17 protein-coding genes are annotated in these 26,162 nt (G+C 44.5%); 7 read left to right on the forward strand and 10 right to left on the reverse strand.

Annotated elements, in window-relative coordinates:
* Nucleotides 1–34: 34 nt before the first annotated feature.
* On the reverse strand, nucleotides 35–1,744 hold the full coding sequence (locus AC07NA_RS14325) for a DUF3863 domain-containing protein (RefSeq protein WP_494898229.1): 1,710 nt from the start codon (nucleotides 1,742–1,744) through the stop codon (nucleotides 35–37).
* A gap of 291 nt (nucleotides 1,745–2,035) precedes the next feature.
* Here AC07NA_RS14325 and AC07NA_RS14330 point away from each other — a divergent pair, with 291 nt between their 5' ends.
* Nucleotides 2,036–2,443, forward strand: a complete 408-nt coding sequence (locus AC07NA_RS14330) for a PAS domain-containing protein (RefSeq protein ID WP_494898230.1) — start codon at nucleotides 2,036–2,038, stop codon at nucleotides 2,441–2,443.
* A gap of 5 nt (nucleotides 2,444–2,448) precedes the next feature.
* Here AC07NA_RS14330 and AC07NA_RS14335 read toward each other — a convergent pair whose 3' ends face one another.
* A complete protein-coding gene (locus AC07NA_RS14335) occupies nucleotides 2,449–4,068 on the reverse strand; it encodes an arylsulfatase (RefSeq protein WP_494898231.1) in 1,620 nt (539 codons plus the stop codon).
* A gap of 199 nt (nucleotides 4,069–4,267) precedes the next feature.
* Between AC07NA_RS14335 and AC07NA_RS14340 the strand changes: the two genes are divergently transcribed.
* The 4 genes from AC07NA_RS14340 to AC07NA_RS14355 all read left to right on the forward strand — a co-directional run bounded on the left by AC07NA_RS14340 (nucleotide 4,268) and on the right by AC07NA_RS14355 (nucleotide 6,726).
* On the forward strand, nucleotides 4,268–5,644 hold the full coding sequence (locus AC07NA_RS14340; protein ID WP_494898232.1) for an aspartate kinase: 1,377 nt from the start codon (nucleotides 4,268–4,270) through the stop codon (nucleotides 5,642–5,644).
* Nucleotides 5,645–5,746: 102 nt separating this feature from the next.
* Entirely contained in the window at nucleotides 5,747–6,088 is a 342-nt protein-coding gene (locus AC07NA_RS14345; protein ID WP_345211201.1) for a hypothetical protein, read from the forward strand.
* Between the two features lie 141 nt (nucleotides 6,089–6,229).
* Nucleotides 6,230–6,418 carry a hypothetical protein gene (locus AC07NA_RS14350; protein ID WP_345211202.1) on the forward strand — a complete coding sequence of 63 codons (189 nt, stop codon included), beginning with the start codon at nucleotides 6,230–6,232 and terminating at the stop codon, nucleotides 6,416–6,418.
* Nucleotides 6,419–6,471: 53 nt separating this feature from the next.
* Nucleotides 6,472–6,726: a hypothetical protein gene (locus tag AC07NA_RS14355; RefSeq protein WP_345211203.1), complete on the forward strand. Its 255-nt coding sequence runs from the start codon at nucleotides 6,472–6,474 to the stop codon at nucleotides 6,724–6,726.
* A 53-nt stretch (nucleotides 6,727–6,779) separates the two neighbouring features.
* On the opposite strand, the gene AC07NA_RS14360 is transcribed toward AC07NA_RS14355, so the two are convergent.
* Complete coding sequence (locus AC07NA_RS14360; protein ID WP_345211204.1) at nucleotides 6,780–7,055, reverse strand: DUF4242 domain-containing protein; 276 nt, start codon at nucleotides 7,053–7,055, stop codon at nucleotides 6,780–6,782.
* Between the two features lie 678 nt (nucleotides 7,056–7,733).
* Between AC07NA_RS14360 and AC07NA_RS14365 the strand changes: the two genes are divergently transcribed.
* Together AC07NA_RS14365 and AC07NA_RS14370 are read left to right on the forward strand one after the other, a co-directional pair.
* The gene (locus AC07NA_RS14365; RefSeq protein WP_494898233.1) at nucleotides 7,734–8,108 is read left to right on the forward strand and encodes a hypothetical protein; all 375 of its coding nucleotides are present in this window, start codon (nucleotides 7,734–7,736) and stop codon (nucleotides 8,106–8,108) included.
* Between the two features lie 235 nt (nucleotides 8,109–8,343).
* A complete protein-coding gene (locus AC07NA_RS14370) occupies nucleotides 8,344–9,474 on the forward strand; it encodes a GNAT family N-acetyltransferase (RefSeq protein ID WP_494898234.1) in 1,131 nt (376 codons plus the stop codon).
* 79 nt (nucleotides 9,475–9,553) lie between these two features.
* On the opposite strand, the gene AC07NA_RS14375 is transcribed toward AC07NA_RS14370, so the two are convergent.
* The 7 genes from AC07NA_RS14375 to AC07NA_RS14405 all read right to left on the reverse strand — a co-directional run bounded on the left by AC07NA_RS14375 (nucleotide 9,554) and on the right by AC07NA_RS14405 (nucleotide 25,968).
* The gene (locus AC07NA_RS14375) at nucleotides 9,554–11,407 is read right to left on the reverse strand and encodes a right-handed parallel beta-helix repeat-containing protein (RefSeq protein ID WP_494898235.1); all 1,854 of its coding nucleotides are present in this window, start codon (nucleotides 11,405–11,407) and stop codon (nucleotides 9,554–9,556) included.
* 68 nt (nucleotides 11,408–11,475) lie between these two features.
* Nucleotides 11,476–14,757 carry a GH92 family glycosyl hydrolase gene (locus tag AC07NA_RS14380; protein ID WP_494898236.1) on the reverse strand — a complete coding sequence of 1,094 codons (3,282 nt, stop codon included), beginning with the start codon at nucleotides 14,755–14,757 and terminating at the stop codon, nucleotides 11,476–11,478.
* Nucleotides 14,754–15,881: an acyltransferase family protein gene (locus tag AC07NA_RS14385; protein ID WP_494898237.1), complete on the reverse strand. Its 1,128-nt coding sequence runs from the start codon at nucleotides 15,879–15,881 to the stop codon at nucleotides 14,754–14,756. The genes AC07NA_RS14380 and AC07NA_RS14385 overlap by 4 nt, the downstream gene beginning before the upstream one ends.
* Before the next feature lie 17 nt (nucleotides 15,882–15,898).
* The gene (locus tag AC07NA_RS14390; protein ID WP_494898238.1) at nucleotides 15,899–18,811 is read right to left on the reverse strand and encodes a beta-galactosidase; all 2,913 of its coding nucleotides are present in this window, start codon (nucleotides 18,809–18,811) and stop codon (nucleotides 15,899–15,901) included.
* Nucleotides 18,811–21,009, reverse strand: coding sequence for an alpha-N-acetylglucosaminidase (locus tag AC07NA_RS14395; protein WP_494898239.1), 2,199 nt, complete (start codon nucleotides 21,007–21,009; stop codon nucleotides 18,811–18,813). Before AC07NA_RS14395 ends, AC07NA_RS14390 begins: the two co-directional genes overlap by 1 nt.
* Before the next feature lie 107 nt (nucleotides 21,010–21,116).
* Nucleotides 21,117–22,595, reverse strand: coding sequence for a RagB/SusD family nutrient uptake outer membrane protein (locus AC07NA_RS14400; RefSeq protein WP_494898240.1), 1,479 nt, complete (start codon nucleotides 22,593–22,595; stop codon nucleotides 21,117–21,119).
* Between the two features lie 4 nt (nucleotides 22,596–22,599).
* Nucleotides 22,600–25,968: a TonB-dependent receptor gene (locus tag AC07NA_RS14405; protein ID WP_494898241.1), complete on the reverse strand. Its 3,369-nt coding sequence runs from the start codon at nucleotides 25,966–25,968 to the stop codon at nucleotides 22,600–22,602.
* Nucleotides 25,969–26,162: the final 194 nt, after the last annotated feature.

The following is a 26,162-nucleotide window of genomic DNA, read 5'->3' on the forward strand; positions in this document are numbered from 1 at the left end:
TGTTTTTTACAATATTTATATCGCCTGCTAAACTTTACTGAACTGCATTACCGTTAGACAAGTTTAACACCAATGCCCCGTTTGCAGGCAGCATACGGAACAATCCATTATCTTTTTGCGTTTCAAATGAACCTACAGGGGCTGTTATGGCATAGTCCATTCCCTCAAAACTACATTTCACTTTATTCGCGCTAATGCCCTCAAACGGCAACTTAATGCCATCGGCCGTACTGAGGTCAACCAGCCATTTTTCGCCATGGGCACCTTTCAGGTTAATGCTTAATTGTTTTTCGTCGATATCCATTTCAAGCGAACCTGCAAAGGTGGTTAGCGGCCATGAGATATGCAGTTTGCCGGTTGCCGGGTTAGTTATTATAGGGTCGCCACCCTGTAACAGCACCTCTTTACCATTTACAATTGTTTTAAAACGAAGCCCCGCCAGTTGGCCTTTTTTGCTCCATATATAACCATCAACCACAGGCAATGTAAAAAATGAGCACTCGTTTGAGGTAGCTTTTTGAGTAGTGTATGCCGATGGAAATTTCTCATCAAACAAATGAATATCGCGGATACGCAGGTTACCATTTTCCCACAGTAAATTAAGCCTGTAAAAACGGCTGTTAAACCATACTGTTTTTTTATCGCTGCCCTCAATATCTTTATTTACGGTGAATGATGTGGCGGGCGTTATTTTAAAGTTCTTTTTAAACCATAAGCCCGATGCTTCCATGGTTTCCACCTTTATTTTGCCCTCATCGCGCAGGCGGGCAATCAGCGGCATTTGAATTTCGAAGCCTTTGGCCATAGCATCCCAGGTAAAGGAGTTTTCCTGCCCGGCCTGGGTATAGTTAAAGGCAAGAGATTCACCCTCTACAAATTCTTTCATGAACCATTTTACCCAGCCCTCATCACCACCGGCTTCGGGGTATACGGGTTCAAGAGTGATCACCCCCTGCCTGCTTGATTCCAGACCGGTATCGTACTGACGAACAGGATCACTGCCCAGCATCCTGAAGATAGGCACCGGCAACTGGTTCTTTTCGTTTTGCGCAGGCATATATGAGTTTAACCTGCTGGGATAGTAAGCCTGGTTCCAGTAACCGCCCCAAAGGGTATATCCGTCGGTACCATATTGATCTTTACAGTTGCTTGATGCTACAATTTTATACTTATCATACATATAATTAAGCGAGTGCGAATCAATAAACCACGACCCTACCGATTTTGGATAATAGCCGAAGATCTTCTTAAAATCGCTCATATAAACATCAATTATCTTTTCGCGTTCCTGCGGGGTATACCCTGTAGAAAAGCCAATATCGGCATGCCAGTCCCATGGGTAACGACCACGCCATTTTAGTCCGGCTTTTTCTATCAGCGGCTGAGGCAGCTCCCACCAGGCGCCAATTTCATAAGTACCACGGGGCAGGCTTTTCAATAGTTTTTGATACCGGGGATCGATCAGCGCGTCGTATTGCAGCAGGAATGTACCGCCCAATTTATACTTTTTCATGATATCTACCTGCTTTACCACGGTTTGGTAAAGCACATCCTGCGTAATGTTAGCATCACGGGGCTCAAGCAGGCGTATAAAATTTACGATGTTAACAATCTTGGGTTTCTTATCGGCAGGCGGAGTATTGCCATCCGGCCGTATAACTAAAAATGAGCAAAGCGTTATACCTGTGACAGTGCTTAACAACAATAACAGGGTAGTTTTTTTGATGGTTCTGAGTTTGATCATGTGGTTAGCGTGATAATAAAGAAAGGACATCCGGGCGATACCCGAATACCGGTTGATTAGAGGGTTTTTGTTTGAATAATAGGTTATAAAAGCAATTGGTGAAACTTGTATACTATAAAATACCTGGCTTCACTTCAGTGCAAACCATTTTACTAAAGTAGTTATCGGTTTTGCAGCAACCTTCCTGCACTGTCCTGAAAAAGGTGATTTCCAGTTCAACCCTGTGAACAAAATGAACGAGTGCTGAACAAATCAATTTTTAATTTGTCACCGTATACAAGTTCGCGCCACATGAACTTTAAAGAACTTGAGATATCTGCCCTATTTGATACCACCTTACCGAGGATCATTTTGCGTGCGGATATACCAAACTTTACTATTCTGGCCTACAACGAAGCCTACAAGCATGCTACCTATACCCATCACCGCGATATTACCGGCTGGTACCTATGGGAAGCCTTTAATCCCGACAAAGGCGGCGACGGCGTTAACACCTTATTTAAAGCGCTGTTAAAGGCTGTAGAAACCAACGAAATAGTCATCACCGAACCCTTTTACTACAACATACCATCCGTTGATGCCGGCGAATTTACCGAGAGCTGGTGGCAGCTGGATATTGTACCCTTAAAAGGTGATGGCGGGCGGCCAGCCTATTTGCTCATCACTACCAATAACCTTAATAACCGCATATTTGCGTAACGCGCCTATTTCGATTTATAATAACCTGCCCCTTTCGGGAACACCTTATGCGTATCGGCCCAAGTTTGCCATTTTTCGTCGAGATCTTTCACTATATCGGGATGCTGCTGCGCAATATTATTGCGTTCGGTGCGGTCATGTTCCAAATCGTATAACTCCCATCGTCCGTTAGGCAGACGCTTTACTCCTTTCCATTTACCATGCCTTACGGCGCAGTTTTCTTCATGTTCCCAATAAAAATAATCATGTGTTTTACCGCTGCCTGTTTTAAAGGCCTGCACCATGCTGATACCCTCGTTAGGGATAATGTTATTGCCATTATATGTTTTAGGATATTTTGCCCCGGCCAATTCTATAAAGGTGGGCATCATATCAATAACATGATATGGCGTGTTGCTCCATTTACCGGCCTGCGCTTTTATGCCGTTTGGCCAACAGGCAATAAACGGTGCTGCCAGGCCACCTTCATAAGCCTGGTTCTTCCATTTTTTAAAGGGTGTGTTTGATACGTTGGCCCAGCCGGTACCATACGATACCGCCCAAAACTTTAGCGGGTCATTCACCTCCGCCATCGGGCCGCCGCCAAGTTCTTTGTAAGGCTCGGCACAAGCGCCGTTATCCGACAGGAAAATGATTAGCGTATTATCAAACTGCTTTTTAGCTTTTAAACTACTGATGAGCTTGCCAATGTTTTGATCCATACTGTATACTTGCGCGGCGTAAACGGCCATGCGGTATGCTACATTTTCCTGTTCTTTTTTGGTAAGCTCAGTCCAGGGGCGCATTTCGCGTTGAGCAAGCCCCCATTCGGATTTGGTAAGCCCCATTTCGAGCTGTTTACGTAAACGTTCGTGCCGTACCGAATCCCACCCGATATTGTATTTATTGGCAAACAGCGCTATATCTTCTTTTTTAGCCTGCAAAGGCCAATGCGGCGCGTTATACGCGAGGTACAAAAAGAAGGGTTTGGCATCGGCCTGTTCATTAATAAAGCTTATTGCCTGTGTAGTAAAGGCATCGGTTGTATAATACCCCTCGGGGAAATCATACTGCATATCGCCATTACCTGTTGTTATACCTCGTGGCGGAAAAGGATGCAGATAGCTCGATCCGCCGCATAATATACCGTAGAATTTTTCAAAGCCGCGCTGCATAGGCCACTTCTCTTTACCGTGCATACCCACATGCCATTTGCCCGACATATAGGTATGATATCCTGCCGACTTCAATACCTCAGCAATGGTGACCGTGTTTTTACTGATGTAGCCGCGATAGCCATCAACGCCTTCATTATGCGCGTCAATATTTTCGGGGTCTTCGGCCATACGGCCTACTCCTGCCTGGTGCGGGTGCAAACCGGTTAACAAGCTGGCCCGCGTGGGACAGCACCGCGCGTTATTATAAAATTGCGATAGCCTTACCCCCTTGCCTGCAAGCTCATCAATATTAGGCGTGGGTATTTCGCCGCCATAGCAACCAATATCCGAAAAGCCCATATCATCGGCCATAATTACAATAATATTGGGTCGCGGGGCTGGAGCAACAGCCTTATCCTTCGGGTTTTTAAAGAAGATCATGGCTAAAGCCAATACACATAAGGCCAGCGAACTAAAAAAAGCTTTCATAGGTATATTTTAACCGGTATGTAAAAATAGCAATCTACTCTAAAAAACATTAACATGCTTATGCCCGGTTTGTTATAGGCCGATACACTATCAGTTGTTTAACGCATTATAAGCATGGCTGCAAGTGGATAACATCATAAAATCCGCTAAATTTTATTGAAAAATTTATAGCTTCGGCCCTTCCAAAGCAATAATAAAGATGTTAACAGTTGAAAAGATAGGCGGCACTTCGATGAGTGCACTTGAACAGGTAATTAATAACATTGTACTTTACGAGCGTACCGGCAAGCAATTATATAACCGCGTTTTTGTGGTATCGGCTTTTTCGGGCGTAACCAATATGCTGCTGGAAAATAAGAAGACGGCCGAACCGGGCGTTTATCATCGCATAGCCAAACACGAAGACTTCCATGCCCCTTTGCAGGAGCTGGTGGTGCGCCTGAAAGCCATCAATCAACAATATGTATACCTCGGCCTTGATTTGAACGTCGCCGATACCTTTATTGAAAAACATATACAGGTAGCGCAAACCTACCTCGAAAACCTGGCCAATATACTGGCTTCGGGCTATGTAAGCCGCGAAGGTATTTTATTGGCTGCGAGAGAAATATTAGCCTCGATTGGCGAAACGCATTCGGCATTTAACCTTACCAATATACTGCAAAGCAGAGGCATTAATACACGCCTGATCGATTTGAGCGGGTTTGACGATCAGCGCCCGTTTACCATAGACCAGCGTATTAAGGAAGCTTTTTCAACCATAGACCTGGAGCAGTGCATTTGCATTGTTACCGGTTATACCAAAGGTACCGAGGGCATTATGCGCGAGTTTGACCGAGGATATTCGGAAGTGACATTCAGCAAGATTGCCGAGATACTGAAACCGCAGGAAGCCATTATTCATAAAGAGTACCACCTGTCTACCGCCGATCCGGGCATTGTGGGTATCGAAAATTGCAAACCCGTGGGTTATACCAATTACGACATTGCCGATCAGCTGGCCGACGTAGGTATGGAGGCCATACATCCGAAGGCATCAAAACCTTTGGAAATAAACGGCATTAACCTTCGCATTAAAAACACCTTTGAACCGGCACATCCGGGTACACTCATCACCCGCGAATACGTATCGGAACAAAAACGTGTGGAAGTGATCACCGGGATTGACAAACTGATGCTGATCGATGTGTACGACCCATTGATGGTAGGCAACGTGGGCAGCGATTTACAGATCATGCAGCTTTTTTTTCAGCATAAAATTAGTTACACCTTTAAGGCTACCAGTGCCAACAGCATTTCCATAGTGATATGGGAGGCCGATTTTAAGCAGGAACTGATCACCGATCTGGAAGCTGCTTTTGAAAAAATAACGGTAGATAACGTTGCCATGGTTTGCCTGCTGGGCAGCAATATGGATCAGCCCGGATTACTGGCTAAAAGCGCGAACGCCATGGCCCAAAACAATATCAACATTATAAGCGCCGGTTTCGCGTTGCGCAAGGTTAACATTCAGTTCCTCATCTCGCGCGAATCATTTAAAACGGCCATTATAGCGTTAAATGAGGCATTAGGCTAGTAATGAGGCGCTTTTAAATAAAAAGCGCCTTGTAACTTTTTTTTTACAAAGCATTAGTACTAAAAGGAGTAAAACTATCGCTTTACATGTATATTTGTTTATATGCGTTTAAAGCCGGGTAAATTTCTCTTACTGATAGTTTTCCTGAGCATAGCTTCAATAGCATGCGCTATACCACTGCGTGCCGTTATCAACCTGAAAGCCGACGCGTACCGACAAGCCATCCTGAACCCGCAAAGCGACCAGGAACTGGATGTTCAGATCATTTGTCCTTTAAGTAATTCTATACACCGGGTAACAGAACCTTTTGTTTTGTTAGTCCCCGTAGGCACCCCTTCTTTAAAAGTTTACCCCGTTAGCGTTGATGTTAAAATTAATTTAACTGATACGTACATACGGTCGGCAAACCGTTTAATGCTCTATCCTTTTCACGGGTTCTGGTAGTACCGTCAATTAAAGATCATTCCTGCGCCGCATTAAAATTTGAAGCATCAATCTACCTGCTTTAAATGAATAGCGGTATAGCACGGAAACATTTTAATGGCTACAGTACACAATTTATGAATCATTTAACAGAAAAACAGGATGAGTAAGCACCATTTAACAGTTCAAACAAGGTTATTGTACATAGGCAGAGGATTTGAAGGCTTCCGCGAAGACGAACCCCACATGACCTTTTTAGGTTACGACGGTTGTGGCTGGTCGAGTATATGGGTTGATTACCTGGGCATTGCTCGCTTTATCACACTTGATGATGTTGAAATAGCCGAATAATAACACCAGTTCTTCTGCATATATTAATTAACCAATGCGCTTTTATCAAAAAAATGAAAAAGTTACAGCGTAAGGTTGCCAGTTTACTGAAAACCGAACTTAAAGAATTATACACAATTACCATACGTGGAATACAGATAGAAATAAGCATTCCCTCAACCGATTTCGAAACACGCCTGGGGCTTTTGCTGCAGCGTATTCAACAAATCATCGAGGCCTACTTCCCCTCACGGCAGGACGACCTGCTGATACTGATCAGGGATACGGGCAACCGGTATGCAAATACATTCAAGATCTGGAAATCATAAATCCACGTTCAGCAAAAGCCGCTACCCGATAGCGGCTTTTGCTTTTATACCTCCTACCAATTACCTGTTGTAGGATCAATAACCGCCTTTACCTCGGCAACCGACGTAACAGGGAAGTTGCCTTTAGCAGCGTGTTCGCGTACTACCTCTTCGCTTTCGGCTATGTGTATGCAGTATATCTTATCGTCGGTAACGAATGATTGTACCCAGTGGTAAGGTTTGCCTAAGCCATCAACCACGGCGCATGATGTTTGGGTGATGCCCGCAAGTTCTTCGCTGCTTAATTTACCTGCACCCGGCAAGTGGCGTTCAATTACAAATTTTTTCATGAGAGAGCGTTGTTTTTACTTATACAATATTAAAACGCGGCCATTATTTTACCGATAGTGATTTCACCCGTTTTGCGTGGTATTATCCCCGTTTTTACAACCGGTTGTTGTAATTAAATAACACGTTTTATGCTAATACTATGGTTTAAAAGCAGCCCTTATTGTTTAAATTTATCATGATAAAGAAACAGTTACGATGAGCAACAAACAGATCAGGCCTGAATGGGTGCCTTCGGCCTATCAGGAGGCGGAAAAAACGGAACCGATACATCGGATTAAAAACACCGGTGTATTATATAACGGGTTAAGCGCTAAGCATCCGGACACAGTAAAACATAGCTATCGTTTAGCGAAAGGAAGCATGTTAACTTTATGGCGCAAAAGATAAAATTTTCTTATCGATGGTTTGTGTATTTCCTTTTCGGAAACCGATGAATAGATGTTACACCACACAAATTAATCGATCAGTTAATCCAAACGAGAAAAATTACGGGAAATGAGTAATATTTTTCACACTTTGTGTAAATTGTTTCACTACAATCGTTCCCCATTTTTATTTTCGGATAAATTATGTATATTAACCAGTAGATAAGCAAAGCAGGCACACAACCAGATGTTGTAAAATGCTTTGCATAAACAAATTGGCCTGATTGTTGCAAACTTTCTTCACCTACAACCATGAACAAACACCGCGGAAAATTAGTTGAAAACTTTGTAAGAAAGACCGGCATCAATATAAGTGATTTAGCCAGGAGCTTAAGTGTTGACCGTAGAACCATTTACAATTGGTTCAAACAGGAACAGTTGAGTGAGCCCGTCATTTACCGCATAGCGGTAACGTTGAATTATGATTTCTCGGAAGAATTTCCGGGATTATTTGCTGCTGAAGATCTTAAACAACGCACGCAGGCGAAACAACCAACAGATCATCGTGAAGACGAAAAGTGGAAAGATAAGTATATCGATCTCTTGATCAAATACACCCACCTGCTCGAAAATACCGGCGCTAATGCAACAAGCGATCCTAAGATAAAACATCTCGGCGGCAGGTAGTTTATTAGTTGTAAATGTGTTAAAAAGTTTAATCGACAGTCCCCACGTCGGCAACCTTTTATAACTGACCATTTCTTAAATACCACGTATATGTTAACATACTGTTTGTTAATGGCATGCTACATGGCTGCTTTTAACGCAACGGTTATGCCGGCATATTAAGTTAATGACAATTTCAGTTTCCCTTAAAAAGAGACCTAATTTAAAACATTCACTTTATTACGTTGAAGAACCTATGCTTATATCCATACTCAATAAAATCAAACATAAAGCCGATCGTGTTTATATCCGTTACTTTTATGGTTTATTTTCCGATCCGCAGAGTAAGCAATCCTCATTCGCGGTAATAGGCGAACTGGGGCATGGCAGGCCTTATGTAAAACAATATTTAGGCTCGCAAAATTTCAGCCTTACCCGAAAGTATTTTTCAAATAATATCGCTACGCAAAAAGAGCGGCTTAACAATACCGGCTTAGTTGTAGTAACAGAAAAAATGCTGCTGAAAGTACCCGTTGAAGATACCCTGATGGTACCCGACCTGGTTTGGCTCATTATTCCGTTGCCTGCAACATTTGACGAGTACCGCAACGCGCTGCCAAAATCTGCCCGGTCTGATCTTAGCCGCATTAAACGCGAAGGTTATACGCATGCCCTATCAACCGACATCAACTGGGTTGAAACCTTTTTCCATAACTACCACCTGCCTGCCATGCAGCTAAGGCACGATACAGGTGCCTACATTACTCAAATAAACGCGCTTAAAGAGCAGCTAAGGCAAAAAGGATCGGAGTTCATCAACATATACCATAACGATGTATGTGTGGCTTCTATGCTTACGCTGCTTAACGATGGTAAATACACGCTATCGCAAATGGGATGGCTAAACGGCGATTCGGCGCTGGTGCATTCAGGAGCAGTGGCAGCGCTTTACTGGCAGGCTATTCAAAGAGCCTATGAACTGGGCTGCGACCAGATTATTTTAGGTGGCACACCGGCGCACATTGATAATGGCGTACTGGTGTTCAAGGCCAAATGGGGCGCACGTATCAGTAAAGAGAAATTCCATAACATTAATTACCTGCTGATAAACCCGGATAACGCTACCTGTTACAGCTTCTTAACCAGGGTATCCTTAATAGTGATTGGTAAGGAAAACAAGCTGATACTGCTCACCGGCAAAAAGCCCGACGAACTAAAAGTAAAGGATTCTATATTGAAAGATATATCATTTTGGTACGTACTACGCGATAGTAAAACAGCTAAACCCAACCATGATGACTTGCCGCTATCAATAAAGGGTTGGTATGATAAAGTGCCCGTTGCGCTTGCTACTGCAACTGTTGTAAATACTTTAGTTATTTATTGATACACCAATATCTTTAAAATAGAAATGGCAAGGGCTTAACACCTTGCCATTATTGTTTGCTGTAAACTATGAAATAAGCTTATTTATTGATCAGTTTGTTTCCGGTAATTGCCACGTTACTGCAATCAACCAACTTTAAAAGATCCTTCACATCGGCAGCATTAGCCACATTGATGGTATTGTTGGCTATAGTTATATGAGTAGTACTTTTAGCGGCAAACAGTTCTTTATCCTTTAGCTGAAAGGTGTTGTTCGTTACGTTTATATAAGCGTGTACGGGTTCAGGGCCATTAACCGTATTTTCGGGGTGAATAAAAATAACCGGACCACCGCAGAGGTTAAAGTTATTATGACTGATGGTTACATTGGTAACCATACCCGATTCAAACCAGCTCGATGCATCATCACTAATAAAAATGGGGCTCATGTGTGTTTGCTCGAAGATGTTATGCTCAATCAGCACTTTGCGCCTTGTGGTAGTGAGTATGCCGCGTGTAGGTATGCGGGTTACCGTGGTATGATGTATCCAAACCTGCGGTGTAGCTGTAGCATTTTCTACCACCAACCCCTCTTTTACTCTACCTGATAATGGCTTTTTAAACGTGAGCAAAAACTCTTTATCGTTAAGTTGTTTTGCTACATCAACAACATTGTCTTCAACAGTCAACAGACTTTCCGGGTTAATAAAACTTACACTGTCTTTAGCGGCGAAGACTTCAAAACCAAATGTTTGTCCGTGCATAAACTTAACCTGCACCTGGTTGGGCGCAAGTATTTTTGTTATTTTCAGATGGGTTCCATGCACGTTAACAGCATCATCATTAGCTGCCGACAGGTATGAGTTAGCCACTTCTATCTTGCCGCTGCATCCCGAAAAGTGTAATATATCCGCCCATGCCGCGCAGGTACGCCCGGAGTTTTCGGCAGGCTTTACCACCACCTTATCCATTTTAATGTTGCGGCAATACTGACTTACCATGCCCATGCCGTGCATAAAATAAATGCGGATATTATTTAGCTTGATGTTGCTGCTGTAGCGCATAAACACACCGGCGCAATCCCGCGTTACATCCCGGTTTTGGTAGATATTGCCCTTTACAAAACCGGGATTATTTTTGAAATAGATGCGTGCATTACGCCCTTCGCCTGCAACAAAACGAAGCTCCTTCATGGGCATATCCATACGTTGCAGGTCATTACTCTGCGGGTTAAGCACCTGCCAGTAACCATCGGGCTGATAGCTCCAGCCATCGCCTATCCAGGTAATGAGGCTGTCCTTAATACTAAATTTTGAATCCGGATGAATAGTAACATCGGCATAACCATCACCTACATCAATAACCTTTAATTCAGATACAGTAGGCCGGTTATAATCAAAGCTCAGGCCGGTGATGCTGATATTATCGCAATGGTCAACCAGCGTTTCAAGCATTTTGCCATGCAGCACTATATTAGCCCTGGTACCCTGCACCTGCACATAACGGCAGTTATCAAAAAAGAGCGCTATGGCTTTGGGTTCGTAAGGTTTATCGTTTGTATTTGAAATATGCAGCTGCTTTTTCACGGCGTCATCCGGAAAGAGATCATACCTGCCGGGGGCCAGTTTTACAGTTACAGGCGCTTGCTTATTTCCCTTCCCCTTTATTACTAACGACTGCCTGAACTCCCCTCCTGCCAAAACTTCCACCACATCGCCTGCCGAAAGTTGCAGGCGGTTAACGGGTACAAAGCTTTTCCAGGCTTGTTGCTTACCGGTACCCGTGTTTTTATCATCCCCGGTTTGGGGGTTTACAAACCAGGTTTTACCCTTAGTTATCCCTTTGGTATTTGAAAAATGTTTGCCCGTTTTAGTTTGGGCAAATAATGTGCAGGTGCCAAAGCATAGCAGTAGCAAAGGCACACAAATTTTTAAGCGCGCAATAATTTTTTGCATGTTTTAGGTTTGTAGTAATACTTTGCGGGGGTTGGCGAATATACTACATAAGCCTATTTCAGCACAGCCTAATTTGAACTTTTAACAATTTTTTGTTCGGCAGTAAAGATAGCCTTAACCTCGGCAGCGCTAAGTGGCGACTTGTAAACCTTTACCTTATCTAATCGTCCGTGAAAAATACGCTCTCCCGGAAACTCTTCATTTTGCCCTAAAAACCATTTACTGGTGTTGGATAGATTCGCGTTCTCATCTGCTATGGTAGTACCGGCTAATATACCGTCAATGTACAATTCCAGCTTTTTGCCATTGCATACGCCTGCTATGTGGTGCCAGTTATTTTTCCAGTTGGCAGGCAGTTTTACCGTACAATCGCCACGGCCCCAGCCACCGGCAAAAAAGGTTAGCGTTTTCTGGTCGGTCACCTGCAACACATGGCTGTCGCCCTTGGTGATAATATCTACCAAACCACGCTCACTCCCCGTTGGGAATATCCAGCCCATCATGCTCAAACTTTCATCCATTTCATCAAGTGCGGCTGCGTTGGGTACTTCAATGTGGGTACTTTCATCGAAAAGCAGTTTGCCGCTTTTTACCGGCTTAGCGGTTACAATATGCCCGTTATTATTAAAGCCCGATGAATCGGCCAGCAAACCATTGGTCGTATACTGCACAGGCGAAAGCTGCAATAACAAGGCATCCATTCTATGGCTGTAAACTTTGTAAACTATCTTTTTACCGCTCACACTCATTTGCTGGAAGCCGGCATGCGTGGTTGATAATATATGCTTCAATTCCTTCTTTTCCCCCGGATTAATAGTTACGGTATCGGTCATCACTAAGGTATCATTCCGCAATATTGGCAAATAGTAAGTATTGGGTTTTCCGCCGATGTTTTGAATGCTATATTGCAAATACTGCTCTTCATTCAGCTTCACCATCGGCTTTACAGTAAGTGATATTATATCAAAGGCCTGTTCAGGTTTAAGATCGCTGTTCAGCACTTCTACCGATACCGGTTTTAAACCTTCTATAGCCAGCGCGTGTTTACCTGTGGCATAAAGCCTGATGCCGATAGAATCTTTCACAGTTACGCCTTGCTCAACCAGGCAATTCTTATAAGCATAAGGCTGTCCGTCTTTTAAAACGATAACTTTTTTCAATCCTTTGCTTCCCTCATTTGTCAGCGAAAACCTTATGTAAAAAAGCTCGTTAGGTAAGGCCTTTGTAAGCGACGGCGCGAAACTTCGCACGGTAAATACCGCCGGAACTTTTGTTTCGGATAGCTCTGTTGTTAGTTTGCTGCGCGGCCAGTTGGTTGGCTTATCAGCAGTGTTGAATGCTATTGTGCCGCCTTTTAACAATATATCATGCGGGATGATCAACTGCTGCCAATCCGCGTCATTTACTCTTAAAGATTGCACGTAAGCCCCATTCTGATCGCTGGTGACAGTCAGCTTATTTTTATTGGGCAGATGCACAGTAACCGATTTAAACAGCGGCGTGCCAATACTGTAATACGGCCTGCCGGGGCTTGAAGGATAGATGCCCATGGCACTGAACACATACCAGCTTGAGGTAGAACCCAGATCATCATTACCGGGCAAACCGCCGGGTGAGTTACCGAACCTTTCGAGCATAATTTTGCTGCACCATTTTTGCGTTAGCCACGGCATACCCGCCTGGTTAAACAGGTAAGGCACATGAAATACCGTTTCGTTATCAAAATACAAAACCTCGTTCGTCAGTACCGAATCCAGCCGTTGGGCAAAGCTTTCAGCACCGCCGGTATAATTGATGAGGTCCTGTACATTATGGGGCACAAAGTAACCATATACCCATTTGTCGCCCTCTTTATATCCCGACATGCCGGGCTGTAACTTTATAACATCCTGGTTACGGGGCAAAAACAGCCTGTCACCTGTGTTAAACAGGTTGCGGTAGTTGTAGCCCCGTTTTTGCGTTAGTTTATAGGTAGCGTCATCGTGCATTACGTTTTTGGCAAACTGCGATAAAGCCCAATCGTCATAAGCGTACTCCACCGTGCGCGTTACCGATTCGGCAAACGTAAACGGGATGTAGCCATTATTGTGATAGCTTACCATATCCTTTTGCAGAAAAGGGCCATCTACAATACTCTTTTTCATGGCCTTATAAGCCAATGCCTTATCAAAGCCGGTTATCCCTTTAAGGTAGCTATCCACAAGGATAGGGATGCTGTGGTTACCTGTCATCGATTCAATGGGCAGGTAGCCCGTTTGCTTATAAATATCCAACATCGATAATATCACGTCCTGCTGTTTATCGGGATAAAGCAAGGTAAGCAAAGGGTGCAACGAGCGGAAGGTATCCCATGGTGAAAACGCGCCGTATTGGTTAGCGCCACTGCGTTTATAGACTTTGCCGTCACCGCCTTTATAGCGTCCGTCGGCATCGTCAATTACCCAGGGTATCAGCAAAGAATGGTACAACGCGGTATAAAACACCGATTTATTTTGCTCGTTGTTATCTTCAACATCAACTACCGATAGATTTTTAGCCCATTCAGCAACAGTTCGCGTGCGTACGGCATCGAATCCCTGCTTGCCAATCTCACTTTCAATATTTTGCTTCGCCGAAGCATAGTCAATAGTGGATGTGCTTAGTTTTATTGTTAATACTTTATTGGCAGCCGTTGCTTTGGCAAAGGTAAATAGCCAGCCATTGGGTAACTTTTGTTTGGCAGTATAGGCTTCTGAAAAAAGCAGTACTGTGTTCCTGTTCACGGCGTGCAATTCGGTTTTCGATGGAAAGATTAATTCACCTGCATCAGCAATAAAAATTTGTGGTTGATTGCCTTTGCTAAATGTAAAGCGAAACATACCCGTACGGGCGGTAGCGGTGGCTTCAGCAATGGTATTATCATCGTTAAAAGTTACCTTATAGTACCCCGGCGAAGCGGTTTCATCAGCATGTGTAAACCTGCGACTGTAATTGCCCGATGTAAGTTTGCTTCCGATTACTACCGGCATGATATGCAGTTTACCGGCCGAACCTTCCGGAAAGCCGCTCATGTGCCCGAAACAACTGAAGAAGTAAATGACAGAATCGGCATAATTGTAGCCCCTTGCCCCTGTTAATCGCGTTTCAGGGCTCAACTGGATCACGCCCGATGGCGCTACAGCCCCCGGATAAGTTCCACCCGCGCTTCCCCAACGTGTGGGCACATCGCTTTTAGCCGAACCAATAAAAGGGTTAACGTATTGCAAATGGTTTTCACCGGCAGGTTGCGCGTTGGCTTGCAACATCACAAACAGCAATACCGGCAACAAAAACAGCTTGATTTTTAACAGTGTACTACAGTGCTGCTTCATATTTTAACGTAGATCTTTCTTTTATCCAACACGTAAGCCACCAGCCAGCACAGTAGCATATAGCAAAGTGCAAAGCACAAAGTACCAAACGAACCCGGGAACACCCGCTGAAAGAGCACCTGGTTTATCCAATCGTACAGACTAAGATCTGTACCCACCCTGATGGTGATGATAACGGTAAATAACAGTTCGGATAGCAGGTAAATAGCCAGCGAATTACGACCGAACGTGAGGAAAAAGTTAGTACCTATATTCTTATTTTTTATCTCAATAATAAAGAGCAGTAAGCCCAGTATAGCCAGATCGATACCGATGGTTAACAAGGTGAAGGTGCTTGTCCACAGTTTTTTAGCGACAGGGAAAAACTGCCCCCAAAACAAAGCGATGCAAATAAGCGCCGCGCCGTATATAAACAGCTTTGCCACGCTCTCGTAGTTTTTCCCTTTTTGCTGAATAAAAGCTCCGGCCAAATAACCGCCTATTACATTTACTATAGCGGGCAACGTGCTTAACAACCCTTCGGGATCAAAAGCTATCGGACCGCCTTTATCATGGTACAGGTGCGCGTTGCCCATTACAAAAATATCAAAACTGGTGCCTACGTTGCCCAGCATGGTATACTCGGCACCTTGCGGGCCAAAGTACAGCAGGATAAGCCAGTACGCGATCAATACCAGCACCGAGATGATCACCGCGGCCTTGCGCGAAAAATAATGCACGATCAGTGCACCGAAAAAGTAACAGAGCGCAATACGTTGCAGCACCCCCATAATACGCGTGGTGGCCAAAGCATTAAACGCCCAGCCCTCGCCGGTACGGTGCATAAACGGAAACCAGTACATAAGGTAACCCAGTAAAAAGATAATGAGCGTACGTTTAAGTATTTTGGTGATGAAAGCCACATCGCTTTCGTATTTCTTTTTTGAAAAGCTCAGCGCGTTACCAACCGCGAAAAGGAACGACGGAAAAACCAGGTCAGTAGGTGTAAAACCAAACCATTGGGCATGGTCAAGCGGTGCCCACACCGCTGCGCCCGAACCCGGAGCGTTCACAATGATCATGAAACATATCGTCATACCGCGAAAAACATCGAGCGCGGTAAATCTTTGGCTGGTAGCAGTCATCTTTATGATCTATTTTTTTATTTAATATCTGCAATTATATTCACCTTTTTACGGCTTGCTTCAGGCTCTAAAAAGATGCTTGTTTGAAGCGGTGTTTTACCGTCCTCATCATAAACCACTAATTCGTTAGCGCCTGCGTTGAGCCAGCATTCGGGGATATATAAACCCGGCGCGGCTGCCTTTTCGGGATATCTGCCCAAATTATGTCCGTTCACCCAAACAGAGCCATGGCCTAAACCTTTTGGGTTGAAGCGCCATATTAAAGTATGGTTTTTATACGGAGGAACTGTAAACATGGTACGATAAAATACCGGGCGATCAGTAGCTTTACTATTCACTTGCATCGCTTTCCAACCACCTTCAATACTACCGGGACCGCCCTTCATTTGCCATCCGCTTATGGCAGGCACATTGCCAATGGTGTTGATCTTCACTGGCTGATCTATCCCGCCCTCATTAGAATAGTTTTCGATAAACACATCCAGATTGATGGCATTTTTAAGTATTGCTGCATCGTCTATCACTATCTCGAAAGGCTGGTTCCAGCCAACGTGACGATGAACTTCTTTACCGTTGATAAACACCACCGCGTTTTCATCAACGCTTTTAAACTGCAACACTATTTTTGATGTATGCTGCGGAGCGATAACATTATGAAACCACGCGTAACCTTCGCTCAAATTAAACACATCGGCACCAATTTTATATTTGCTGTATGAAGAAGTGCTAAAAGCAGGCGGACCTTTTTTATCGTCGTTCTTGGCGGCTTTTACAAAGTACCAATCTGTCAATTCTTTAATGAACGGACCGCCTGCTTTTATAAGCGCCGGGCCGAAAATGCCTTTGCTATCTACCTCATCAAGCGGACCGATGTATGCGGCAAGCTTATCTCTGCCCTCGTGCGCAGTGAATATGGTTAGTTGATGCGTTCCTTTTTTAAGGTTGAGCGATACCTCACCTTCGTTCAGTTTCCAGTTGGCGGCGGCTTTGCCATCAATAAAAGCTTGCCCCCTGCCGTTGCCTTTCACCTGCAATATGTATTTGCCGGTGGCTGCAACTTTCAAGCTTGTTTTGTACCAGGCATCGGCGGTAACATCGGCATCGGCACCCATAGGTAATGGGTTCGCGGATGTGGTCCAATGAGTTGTTGCCGAAAGCCAGCCGGTTTTGGTAGTCCATTTGCTTAATGCAACAGGTTTAACCGGAGCAATAGCAGGTATAACCGGTTCGTTAAGGTTGATGGTTTTATCGCCTGTATATAACAGCTTGGGATATTGTTCTTTTGCCGATAACGGAGATTCTGTTTCGACAGTTAGTTGTGTGCCTTTCAGCTTAATATCATGTACATAGTCGGCTCCGCTGATTATCAAATTTTGCCCGGTTGATTCATCGATAAAAGTCCTGTCTGTCCAGGCCCTGTTCATGGCCAAAACGCGCACTATTTGGTCGCCGGTTTCAAACATGTATTCTTTGGGCTGATCGATGGCAGGCATCAACTCATCAAGCAGTAAACGATTACCCGTAAGCTTAAAAGCCGGAGATAACATATCGGGTGCCGATTGCACAGTAAAATCCAGATACAGCCTTGCGCCCTGTTCGGCATCGGTAATTAGGGTAGTAGTATTGCCCTGTTTTACAATGGCGTATATCCGGGTAAGCGCCCGGTTAAGTGTCACCTGCTGATTAAGGCGGTATTGATGCACCAGCGGATAGATCTCGCCGGGAGAAATGTTCAAGTTGAAATCGTTAACAGAATCAATGTTCAGCTTCGCTGTTATGGCTTGCTTACCGGGGTTGTCGATAAAGATCAGACTACCTTCAGGGCTTTTGCGCGCGCTGACTTTTAACGCGGTATCAGCTATTATTTTACTGTACGATGCGGAATCATTTACGCTGTTCTCCAGTACATCCTCAAAGCTCCGCGAAAACCAGGAAGCCCGCTTAAAGGCATAATAAATTGGCCGCAGGTCACCGGCCTGCCCAACAGCCGCGCCGTAATCATACGAGGCGGCATCCTCATCATTATTGGTATAACCAAAGTTTGAGCCGCCATGCGCCATATAGTAATTATAACCGTTGCCGCCATGGGCGATGATCTTCCAGGTACGGCGATCATATACACCGGCATCGGCAGGTTTGGCACCATACTGGTTATACCAAACGCTCCAAAACTCGGTAGAAAACCAGGGATTGGGTCGTTTCGCGTCATCCAAATGCCCATCACCCGCCGGGTCGCTGGCGTGGTGCAGGCCGCTGAAAAAGTACGGCGCTTCCATCCCCATTGATAGCGCTTTGGTTTGCAAATGCTTAAAGTAATCATCGGGCATATCGGTACCCCAACCCTGCGGGTGCTCGTTTTCCAGTTGTATTAATATCACCGAGCCATTATGGTTGATCTGATGCTTAAATACGATCGGCAGCAGCTTATCAAAAAAGCGATCAACATACTGCTCAAAAAGCGCGTTATGCTCGCGCACGCGCAGCCCTTTTTTAAACTTGAGCCATATCGGGTAGCCGCCGCTGTCCCACTCGGCACAGTAATACGGCCCAACCCGCACAATGGAATACAAACCCAACTCCTTCACTATGCTCAGAAATGCGTCGAGATCGGCATCGCCACTAAAATTAAACTTGCCTTCAACCGGTTCGTGAAAGTTCCATATCGTGTACACCTCCACGCAGTTAAAACCTGCACGTTTTATACGCATTAATCGGTCGCGCCAAAGCTGCCTTGGCACCCGCGCATACTCCAACCCTGCCGATACCAGGAAGGTACGCTTGCCATTCACCATGAAGCCCTTGCTATCAAAATCAATAAATGATTTAGCGGCCGGTGCGGGTTTAAATATATGATCGTTCACCTGCTGCGCCCTCGTTATAGCGGGATATAGCAGCAGGTAAACGGTAATAAAAAATAAATATCTTTTCATTAATAAGCGGCGTCTATAATGCTGCTGTATTTAATAAACATCGCCTTCGCCACATCAACAGGGTTGCCTTTGGTAGCGTTTGGATAGGCATTATCGTGCTTATTTACCCATTGCCACTCCCAGTTTTTAACCTGCTTGTCAAAAGCAGTCTCATTAAATGGCGTTTTAGCAGCCAGAGACTTGCTTAAACCGGTAAAGTACAGTTCCCAACGGGGTTTGTAATAACCTTTGATCAACCCGGCCCATTGCCTGTTCGAGTATTCGCGCAGGCCGCTTTCTTTATCGCCCCAAAGAGTTACCAGGTCGCGGGCATTAAACTCGTAAAGGTCTTGTTCTTTGGTGGTAACACCATTGGCACGTGCTTCGCTGATCCATTTACCCAGTAGAAAATCTTTACGGGTGGCTAATAGCTGGTCCATATCATCCATTAAGCGTAAAAAAGCCGCGCTTTGTGTTTTAAACTCGGCCGCGTCATTGTTCTTATAGGCCGCTACCCATTTTTGCTGCAAAGGCGTGGCGTAATTAGCCAAAACCTGTCTTGTTACATCAATCAAGTCGTATTGAAAACCATCACTTTGTTGCAGGCTGTCGGCAGCGGTTACCAGCAGGCCCCATGCTTTGGCCAGTTCTTTAGGATCATAAGCTATTTTGGTGAGCACCCTGTCTACCACAGGCTTTTGAGTTGGGCGCGCTACTATGATAGATTCGTTACCACCTTCGGTAAGCGGGCCGCTGTAAACCGTGTTCAGTAATATATGCCACGCTTCGTCGGCCTTGCTGTTATTGCTGCCGTAACGGCGCAGTGCATAATTCTTTAACCAGGCATCGGCATCAATAGGCGTATCGCGCCAAACGTTCTCCAGCATAAGGGCAAACAACGCCGGGTTTTGTTCAATACCTTCGGGAGTTAAACCAATACCCATCATCCGTTTAGATTCCGGGTCGTGCAGCGTAACAGCCGGATCAGATGCCACATGGCGCATACGGCCAAACATGCTGATGTTGCCGCCAAAGTTTTGCAGCAGGTTCCAGATCCAAGGTTTACCATAATAAGCCTCGGTACGGTTCCATACCGGGTGCGATTCGCTGTACAGATCAAGCACGATCATCTGGTCATCGGGCACCGCGTTCAGTAAGGCTTTAATTTGCTGCGGCTGCCAAAATTTGTTGTTGTAATGAAACATCCAGCCCTGCATTACCCATACCGCCTTTGGGTCGGCAGCGGTCATCGATCTGAATACTTTTTTACTCATGCCATCCAAATACGTTGAATCATTTGTAGGCGGAATATTCTCATTAAAGGTATCGGCCGAATACAGGTGATCGGTACCGAATTCTTTGGTTTGTGCGGTGATATATTTTTTGCCGATGGTTTCGAACAGGGCATCATCCGGATCGAGGATATATACATCCGGGAAACCGGCATCCCAATTGGTCTTTTTAACTTTAGCCTGCGGAAATTTATCTTTAAACGATGGCGGTACGTGCCCGGTGAAAGATGACAATACCGGTTTCATACCGAATGAACGTTCGCGCTCCAATATCTGCTTTTGTAATTGCTTGTGGGTATCTTTCCAATGCTGCGGCAGCGGACCACCCCATGCATCAATATTCCCCATCCAAAACCACGAAAAATAAGCCGGGCCACTAAAAAAGGCATCCAGTTCTTTATCGGTAAAGCCCATTTCTTTATAAACCTCCTGCCATATCGCTTCTTCGCCGGTAATGGCCAGCGGCATGTTGATACCGTTAAGGGCCATCCAGTCTATCTCTTTTTGCCAGCGTTCCCAGTTCCACCAGGCCATGGTGTAGTTAAACGTACAATAGTTAAGGTAATAACGATAGGTATATGGCGTAGCCTTGTGTACTTTTTTGGTAACCGTGGGCAGTGTGGCGGGTAGTTTTAAGTTGGTGCCATTCCAGCCGATATCGCAAAAACAATAGTTTTTCAAATAGTAGTTCAATGCCGAAGCTACCGAAAGTCCATTGTTGCCGCGTAATACTATCTTATCCTGCCTGGCATCCAGTTCAAACACATCCTTGCCGTTTACCTGCGGTATCTCCTCAATAACAAAGGCCGATGCCCTGCCGGGGATCACCCGTTCTATAAAATCGGTCATCGCCTTTTGATCTACCTGGGCGAACAATGGGAAACTCAACAAAAAAGCAAAAAGTGTAAACAGGCCTTTCTTCATCATTATTAAAATGAGTTTTTATGGGGTTGATATTAAAAAAATTGCCGGCAGTAAATTAGCTGATCTGCTCAAATTAATATTACTGCCGGCAATTACCGGGTATACTTTATTTAAAAGTTAGGATTTTGAACTAAAACGCCCTTACTCTTATCAATCTCCTCTTGCGGAATTGGATAGTAGTAGTGCTTAGGGCGTATAAAGTTAATCGTCTTATTTCTGTCAAGCGGCGCTTTTGATACCGGCAGGTTATAAATAGCTGCTATATCAACAATTTGCGCTTTATCCCAACGCATCAAATCCTGGTGGCGTTCGCCTTCTCCGGCCAGTTCAACACGGCGCTCGTGGATAAGTTGGGTCATGCCCGCGCCTGATACCGGCGGCAATGCTGCCGATGCACGTCTGCGTACCTGGTTGATCAACGCGTCGCCTGCGCCTGCGCCTTGTGTTCTAATCTGCGCTTCGGCTACCAGCAGGTAAATATCTGCCGAACGCATCAATGGCACCGCGTAAGTATGATCCGGACCACCACCTGCTGCCTCGGTATTAAATACCGCGTATTTGCGGAAGCTGTAACCTGTAGCAGAAAGATCGGCAGTGAATGTGGTTAAACCTTTACCATCACCCAAATCCATCTGGTCGCCAACGCTTAACAGCGTAGCGGCTTTGCGCGGGTCATTAGCCTCAAATTCATCTGCCAAACCTTGCAGCGGCTGGCTAAAACCATAACCACCCCATGCACGCGGAATGTAATAAATGGTATAATCGTTTTGTATTACGTTTTGTACTGCCTGCACCGCGAAGAGTATCTCTTTGCTGTTCTCGTTAGCACGGGTAAAATTGTCCTGGTAATTGGCGGCAAGCGCGTAGTTGGCATTTGATATTACCTGCTGACCGGCGGCTATGGCTTCAGGGAATTTTTCCCAATACATATACAGCTTGGTAAGCAAGCCTAACGCGGTGCCTTTACTTACACGGCCCCTATCTGTAGGGCCATAGCTTTCCGGCAGCATGTCAACAGCCTGTTTCAAATCAGACTCAATTTGTTTACGTACATCTTCAACAGATGATTTGGGCACATTGAAATTCTTATTGGTATAATCATCTTCGGTAATGATAGGCACTTCACCATAAATTACCATTAAACGCCAGTAGCCAAAAGCACGGAAAAAGTAAGCCTCGCCCATGCTGCGTTTTTTAATGGCATCGGTGATACTGGTGATCTTGGCTATGTTGATGATACAGTTGGTTGAACGGTTAACGGTTTCGTATTTCCATTTCCAGCTATATCTTACCTGCGCGTTTGAAGCGTCGTAGGTAAGGTTTTCAATCGCTTCGTCTTCACTGTGGTCGCCAGAGCGCCAGTAATCGTCAGACGCTATATCGAAAGTGGTTTCGGCGTGTGATATATAATCTTCGCCCTCCAGCAAACTGTAAATACCTGTTATAGCATTTACGGCATCAGCCTCGTTCCTGAAATAATTATCGGTATTGTACACGCCTTTCTGATTAAGGTCAAGCGCTTTTTTACAGGCAGTGGTTAAAGTAATAACCAGCGCCATTGTTATATATACTATATGTTTTGCTTTCATGAGGTTATAATTTAACTGTTGCACCAAATGTAATTGTACGTACGGCAGGGTATTGCGCTACGTCAACCCCTCTTTGCACATTGCCGTTGGTATAACCAAGTTCAGGCGTGTAACCTTTGTAACCGGTTATCATAAACACGTTTTGGCCCGATGCATAGAACCTTACACTGCTTAACGCGGCTTTTTTAGCCCAGCTTTCCGGCAAGGTGTAACCGATAGTGATATTCTTCATACTGAAATAGCTGCCGTTTTCAACGAACAGGTCAGAAGTACGATAATTATTATTAGCGGCATCAAGCGTCATACGCGGTATGGTGTTGCTGGTTCCGGGACCGGTCCAGCGGTTAAGGGTTTCTGCATACATATTGAACGGATAGGTAGGGTCTATACCCTGCATCCTGTCGGCATTGTAAAGGCTTACACCAAATACGCCGGTAAAATTGGCTGCTAAATCAAACCCTTTATATTTTACGCTACCCTGTAAACCCGCGGTTACATTTGGGTTGGGGTTACCTATGTTGGTACGGTCAGATCCGTCAATTACACCATCATTATTCAAATCGAGGAAACGAACATCACCCGGTTTTATACTTGCTTTACGCGAGTCATTTACCAAGGCTGGGTCGCTGTCAATTTCGGCTTGCGTTTGGTAAAGCCCGTTTGTTTTCCATCCATAAAAAGACGCGATAGACTGTCCTTCATAAGTTCTGGAAATTTCCTGGCTCGAACGCCCGTACACTGTTGAACCTACGTAACTACCAACACCATTTAACTGCGTTACCTTGTTTTTGATGAACGCGGCATTGGCGCCTATGCTATATTTCACTTCATTGCCACCCTGGTAATTTACTTCAACCTCAATACCTTTGTTATTCATTTTACCTATGTTCTGATCAGGGATTGATACCAAACCATAAGTACCCACCAATGGAGGCGTTGTTAACATATCCTGTGTGTTTTTATTGAAATAGGTTAACGTACCATTCAATTGATTATTCAGGAAACCGGCTTCCAAGCTGATGTTAGTCATTTGTGTACGCTCCCAATGGATATCGGGGTTAGCGATAGTAGTAATTGCCGAACCACTTACACCGGTACCACCGAAAGCATAACCGCCATTACCATAGGTATTGTTAACAGTAATCAAACTAAGGTATTGAAATGGCCTCACACTTTGATTACCCAATTCGCCCCAGCCGCCTGTTAATTTCAGGTTGCTTATCCAGTCGATCTTTTTGATGAATGGCTCGTTAGATAACCTCCAACCCAATGAGAATGCAGGGAAATATCCCCAACGGTTACCGGGAGCAAAACGTGATGAACCATCAGCACGGAAGGTTACAGTAGCCAAGAAGCGACCGTCGTAATCATAAAAACCCCTTGCGAAACCCGATGCCAGCGAAGATGGCTGTGCAAAGCTTCCGGTAGCATTAAGCAGCGATGTTCCGTTATTAAGTATACGCTGGTCAAATGAGGTGTCATCAAAACCCACGCGGCCTGCGCTAAAATCGCTGCCTTTAAAGTTTTGGTACGAAACACCACCGGTAAGTGTTATATGGCTTTTATTCAGTTGCTTATCATAAGTTAAAAATCCTTCTACCAGTTGTGAAGATGCTTCAGTTTCAGTTTGTGTTAAAGTTGAAGCGGTAGTTTGCCTTACCTGGTTAACATCGGCAATGCTGAAATTATAAGCGCGGCCAATAGCACCGTCAAAAGCATAATTAACCCTGAATTTCAAATCCTTAATAATACTAACCTCAGCAAAGGCGTTGGCCAGCACCCTGTATTTACGGTTAAACCTATCGGCTTGCTGAATGGTTGAATACGGACTATTGATATCGCCTAACTGGCTGTTGGCCTTCGCTGTACCATAGGTACCATCGGGGTTAACCAATGGGATTGCCGGATTAAAACGCAATGCCGAGAAGATTAAGCCTGTTTGTGAGTTGTTGTTATCAAAGCCGTTATTATCGGCAAAGGTAAGCTGTACATTCTCGCCCAGTTTTAACCATGGTTTTACTTTGTGTTCTGAGTTGATACGAACGCTGTAGCGTTTAAAGTCCGACTTATCGATAATACCCTTCTCATTATATATAGAGGTAGAAAAGTAATAGTTTGATACATCGTTACCGCCTTGTATGTTCACATCACCATTGGTAACATGGCCTGTACCCATAATGGCACGTTGCCAATCTGTACGCTGTGTAGCGTAATAGTTATCGTTCCAGATATCTGGAATATCCTGACCATCATTAGTGTAACGCTCACGCTTAAGCTGATAAAGATCGGGCGCTGTTAACAAGCTGATGTATTTAGTAGAGTTTGAAAAACCACTGTAAAAATTAACTGTGGTTGAGAGCTTTTGGCTGTAAGTACCCTTTTTAGTAGTTACCAATACCACACCGTTAGCAGCACGTGTACCGTAGATAGCACTCGACGAAGCATCTTTCAAAATGTCTACCGAAGCGATATCATTAGGGTTAATATCATTTAACGCGTCGGGATTGCTTGTAGGCACACCATCAATAATAATGAGCGGGTTGGCATCGTTAAGCGTACCTGTACCCCGGATCCTGATGCTTGGCGCGGCACCCGGCGAACCATCGTTACGTACAATGTTAACACCACTGGCCCGGCCTTCAAGTGCCTGGGCAGCAGTACTTACCGGTAAATTCTGCAAGTCGGCACCCTTTACACTGGCTACCGAACCTGTGATATCAACCTTTTTACTGGTACCATAACCTACTACCACCACTTCATTAAGCGATGATGGCAGGCTTTTCATAGTAACGTTAAGCGGCTGATTACCCGTAATGGTTACCAGCTTTTTTTCGTAACCTATGTAGCTAAACTCCAGTATACCATTAACAGGCGCCTCAATGCTGAAGGCACCGGTAACATCAGTTGAAGTAGCAATATTAGTACCTTGCAAACGCACGGTAACACCTATCAGCTCAACCCCGGCGGTATCAACTACCTTACCTTTTATGGCTACCTGGCTATCGGCGGCTTCGGGTGTGGAAATTACCACCACATGATCGTCAGAGAACTTGTAGGATAGTTTATTGCTGATAATAAGCGCCAAAACCTGTTCAACAGTGGCATCCTTAATATCCACGTCAACCTTGCCCAGCTTTTTGAGCGCAGCGTAGTTGTAAAAAAAGCGATAATCGCTTTGTTTTTGCATTTTGGTTAGTATACTGCTCACTTCCGTTTGCTTTATACTAAGGGTAAATTTTTGCTGCGAGTACACATGCGCGGAAACCTGCATACACGTAACAAGAATTAAAAGGAAAGTTGCTTTCATTAGCAATATAACTTTTAGGCATACAGAGGCACCCGGACTGGCAAATGCCCTTCTTAATTTTTTCATTACTTTTGTTTTGAAAATTAATGGATAGAGTAAGTCGCCGTCGAAAATCGTCTTACTCTCAATACTAAATCCCAGATTTTTAAGGGGAAGAGGTCGTAACTCTTCCCTTATTTATATCGGGTAATTTCAGGAATCTGTCAGGTAATTTTTTTTGTTCATACTTTAGGGGTTAAGTTATTATTTTAATTAGTTTT

The organism is Mucilaginibacter sp. GW821-FHT07G05 (assembly GCF_059418565.1).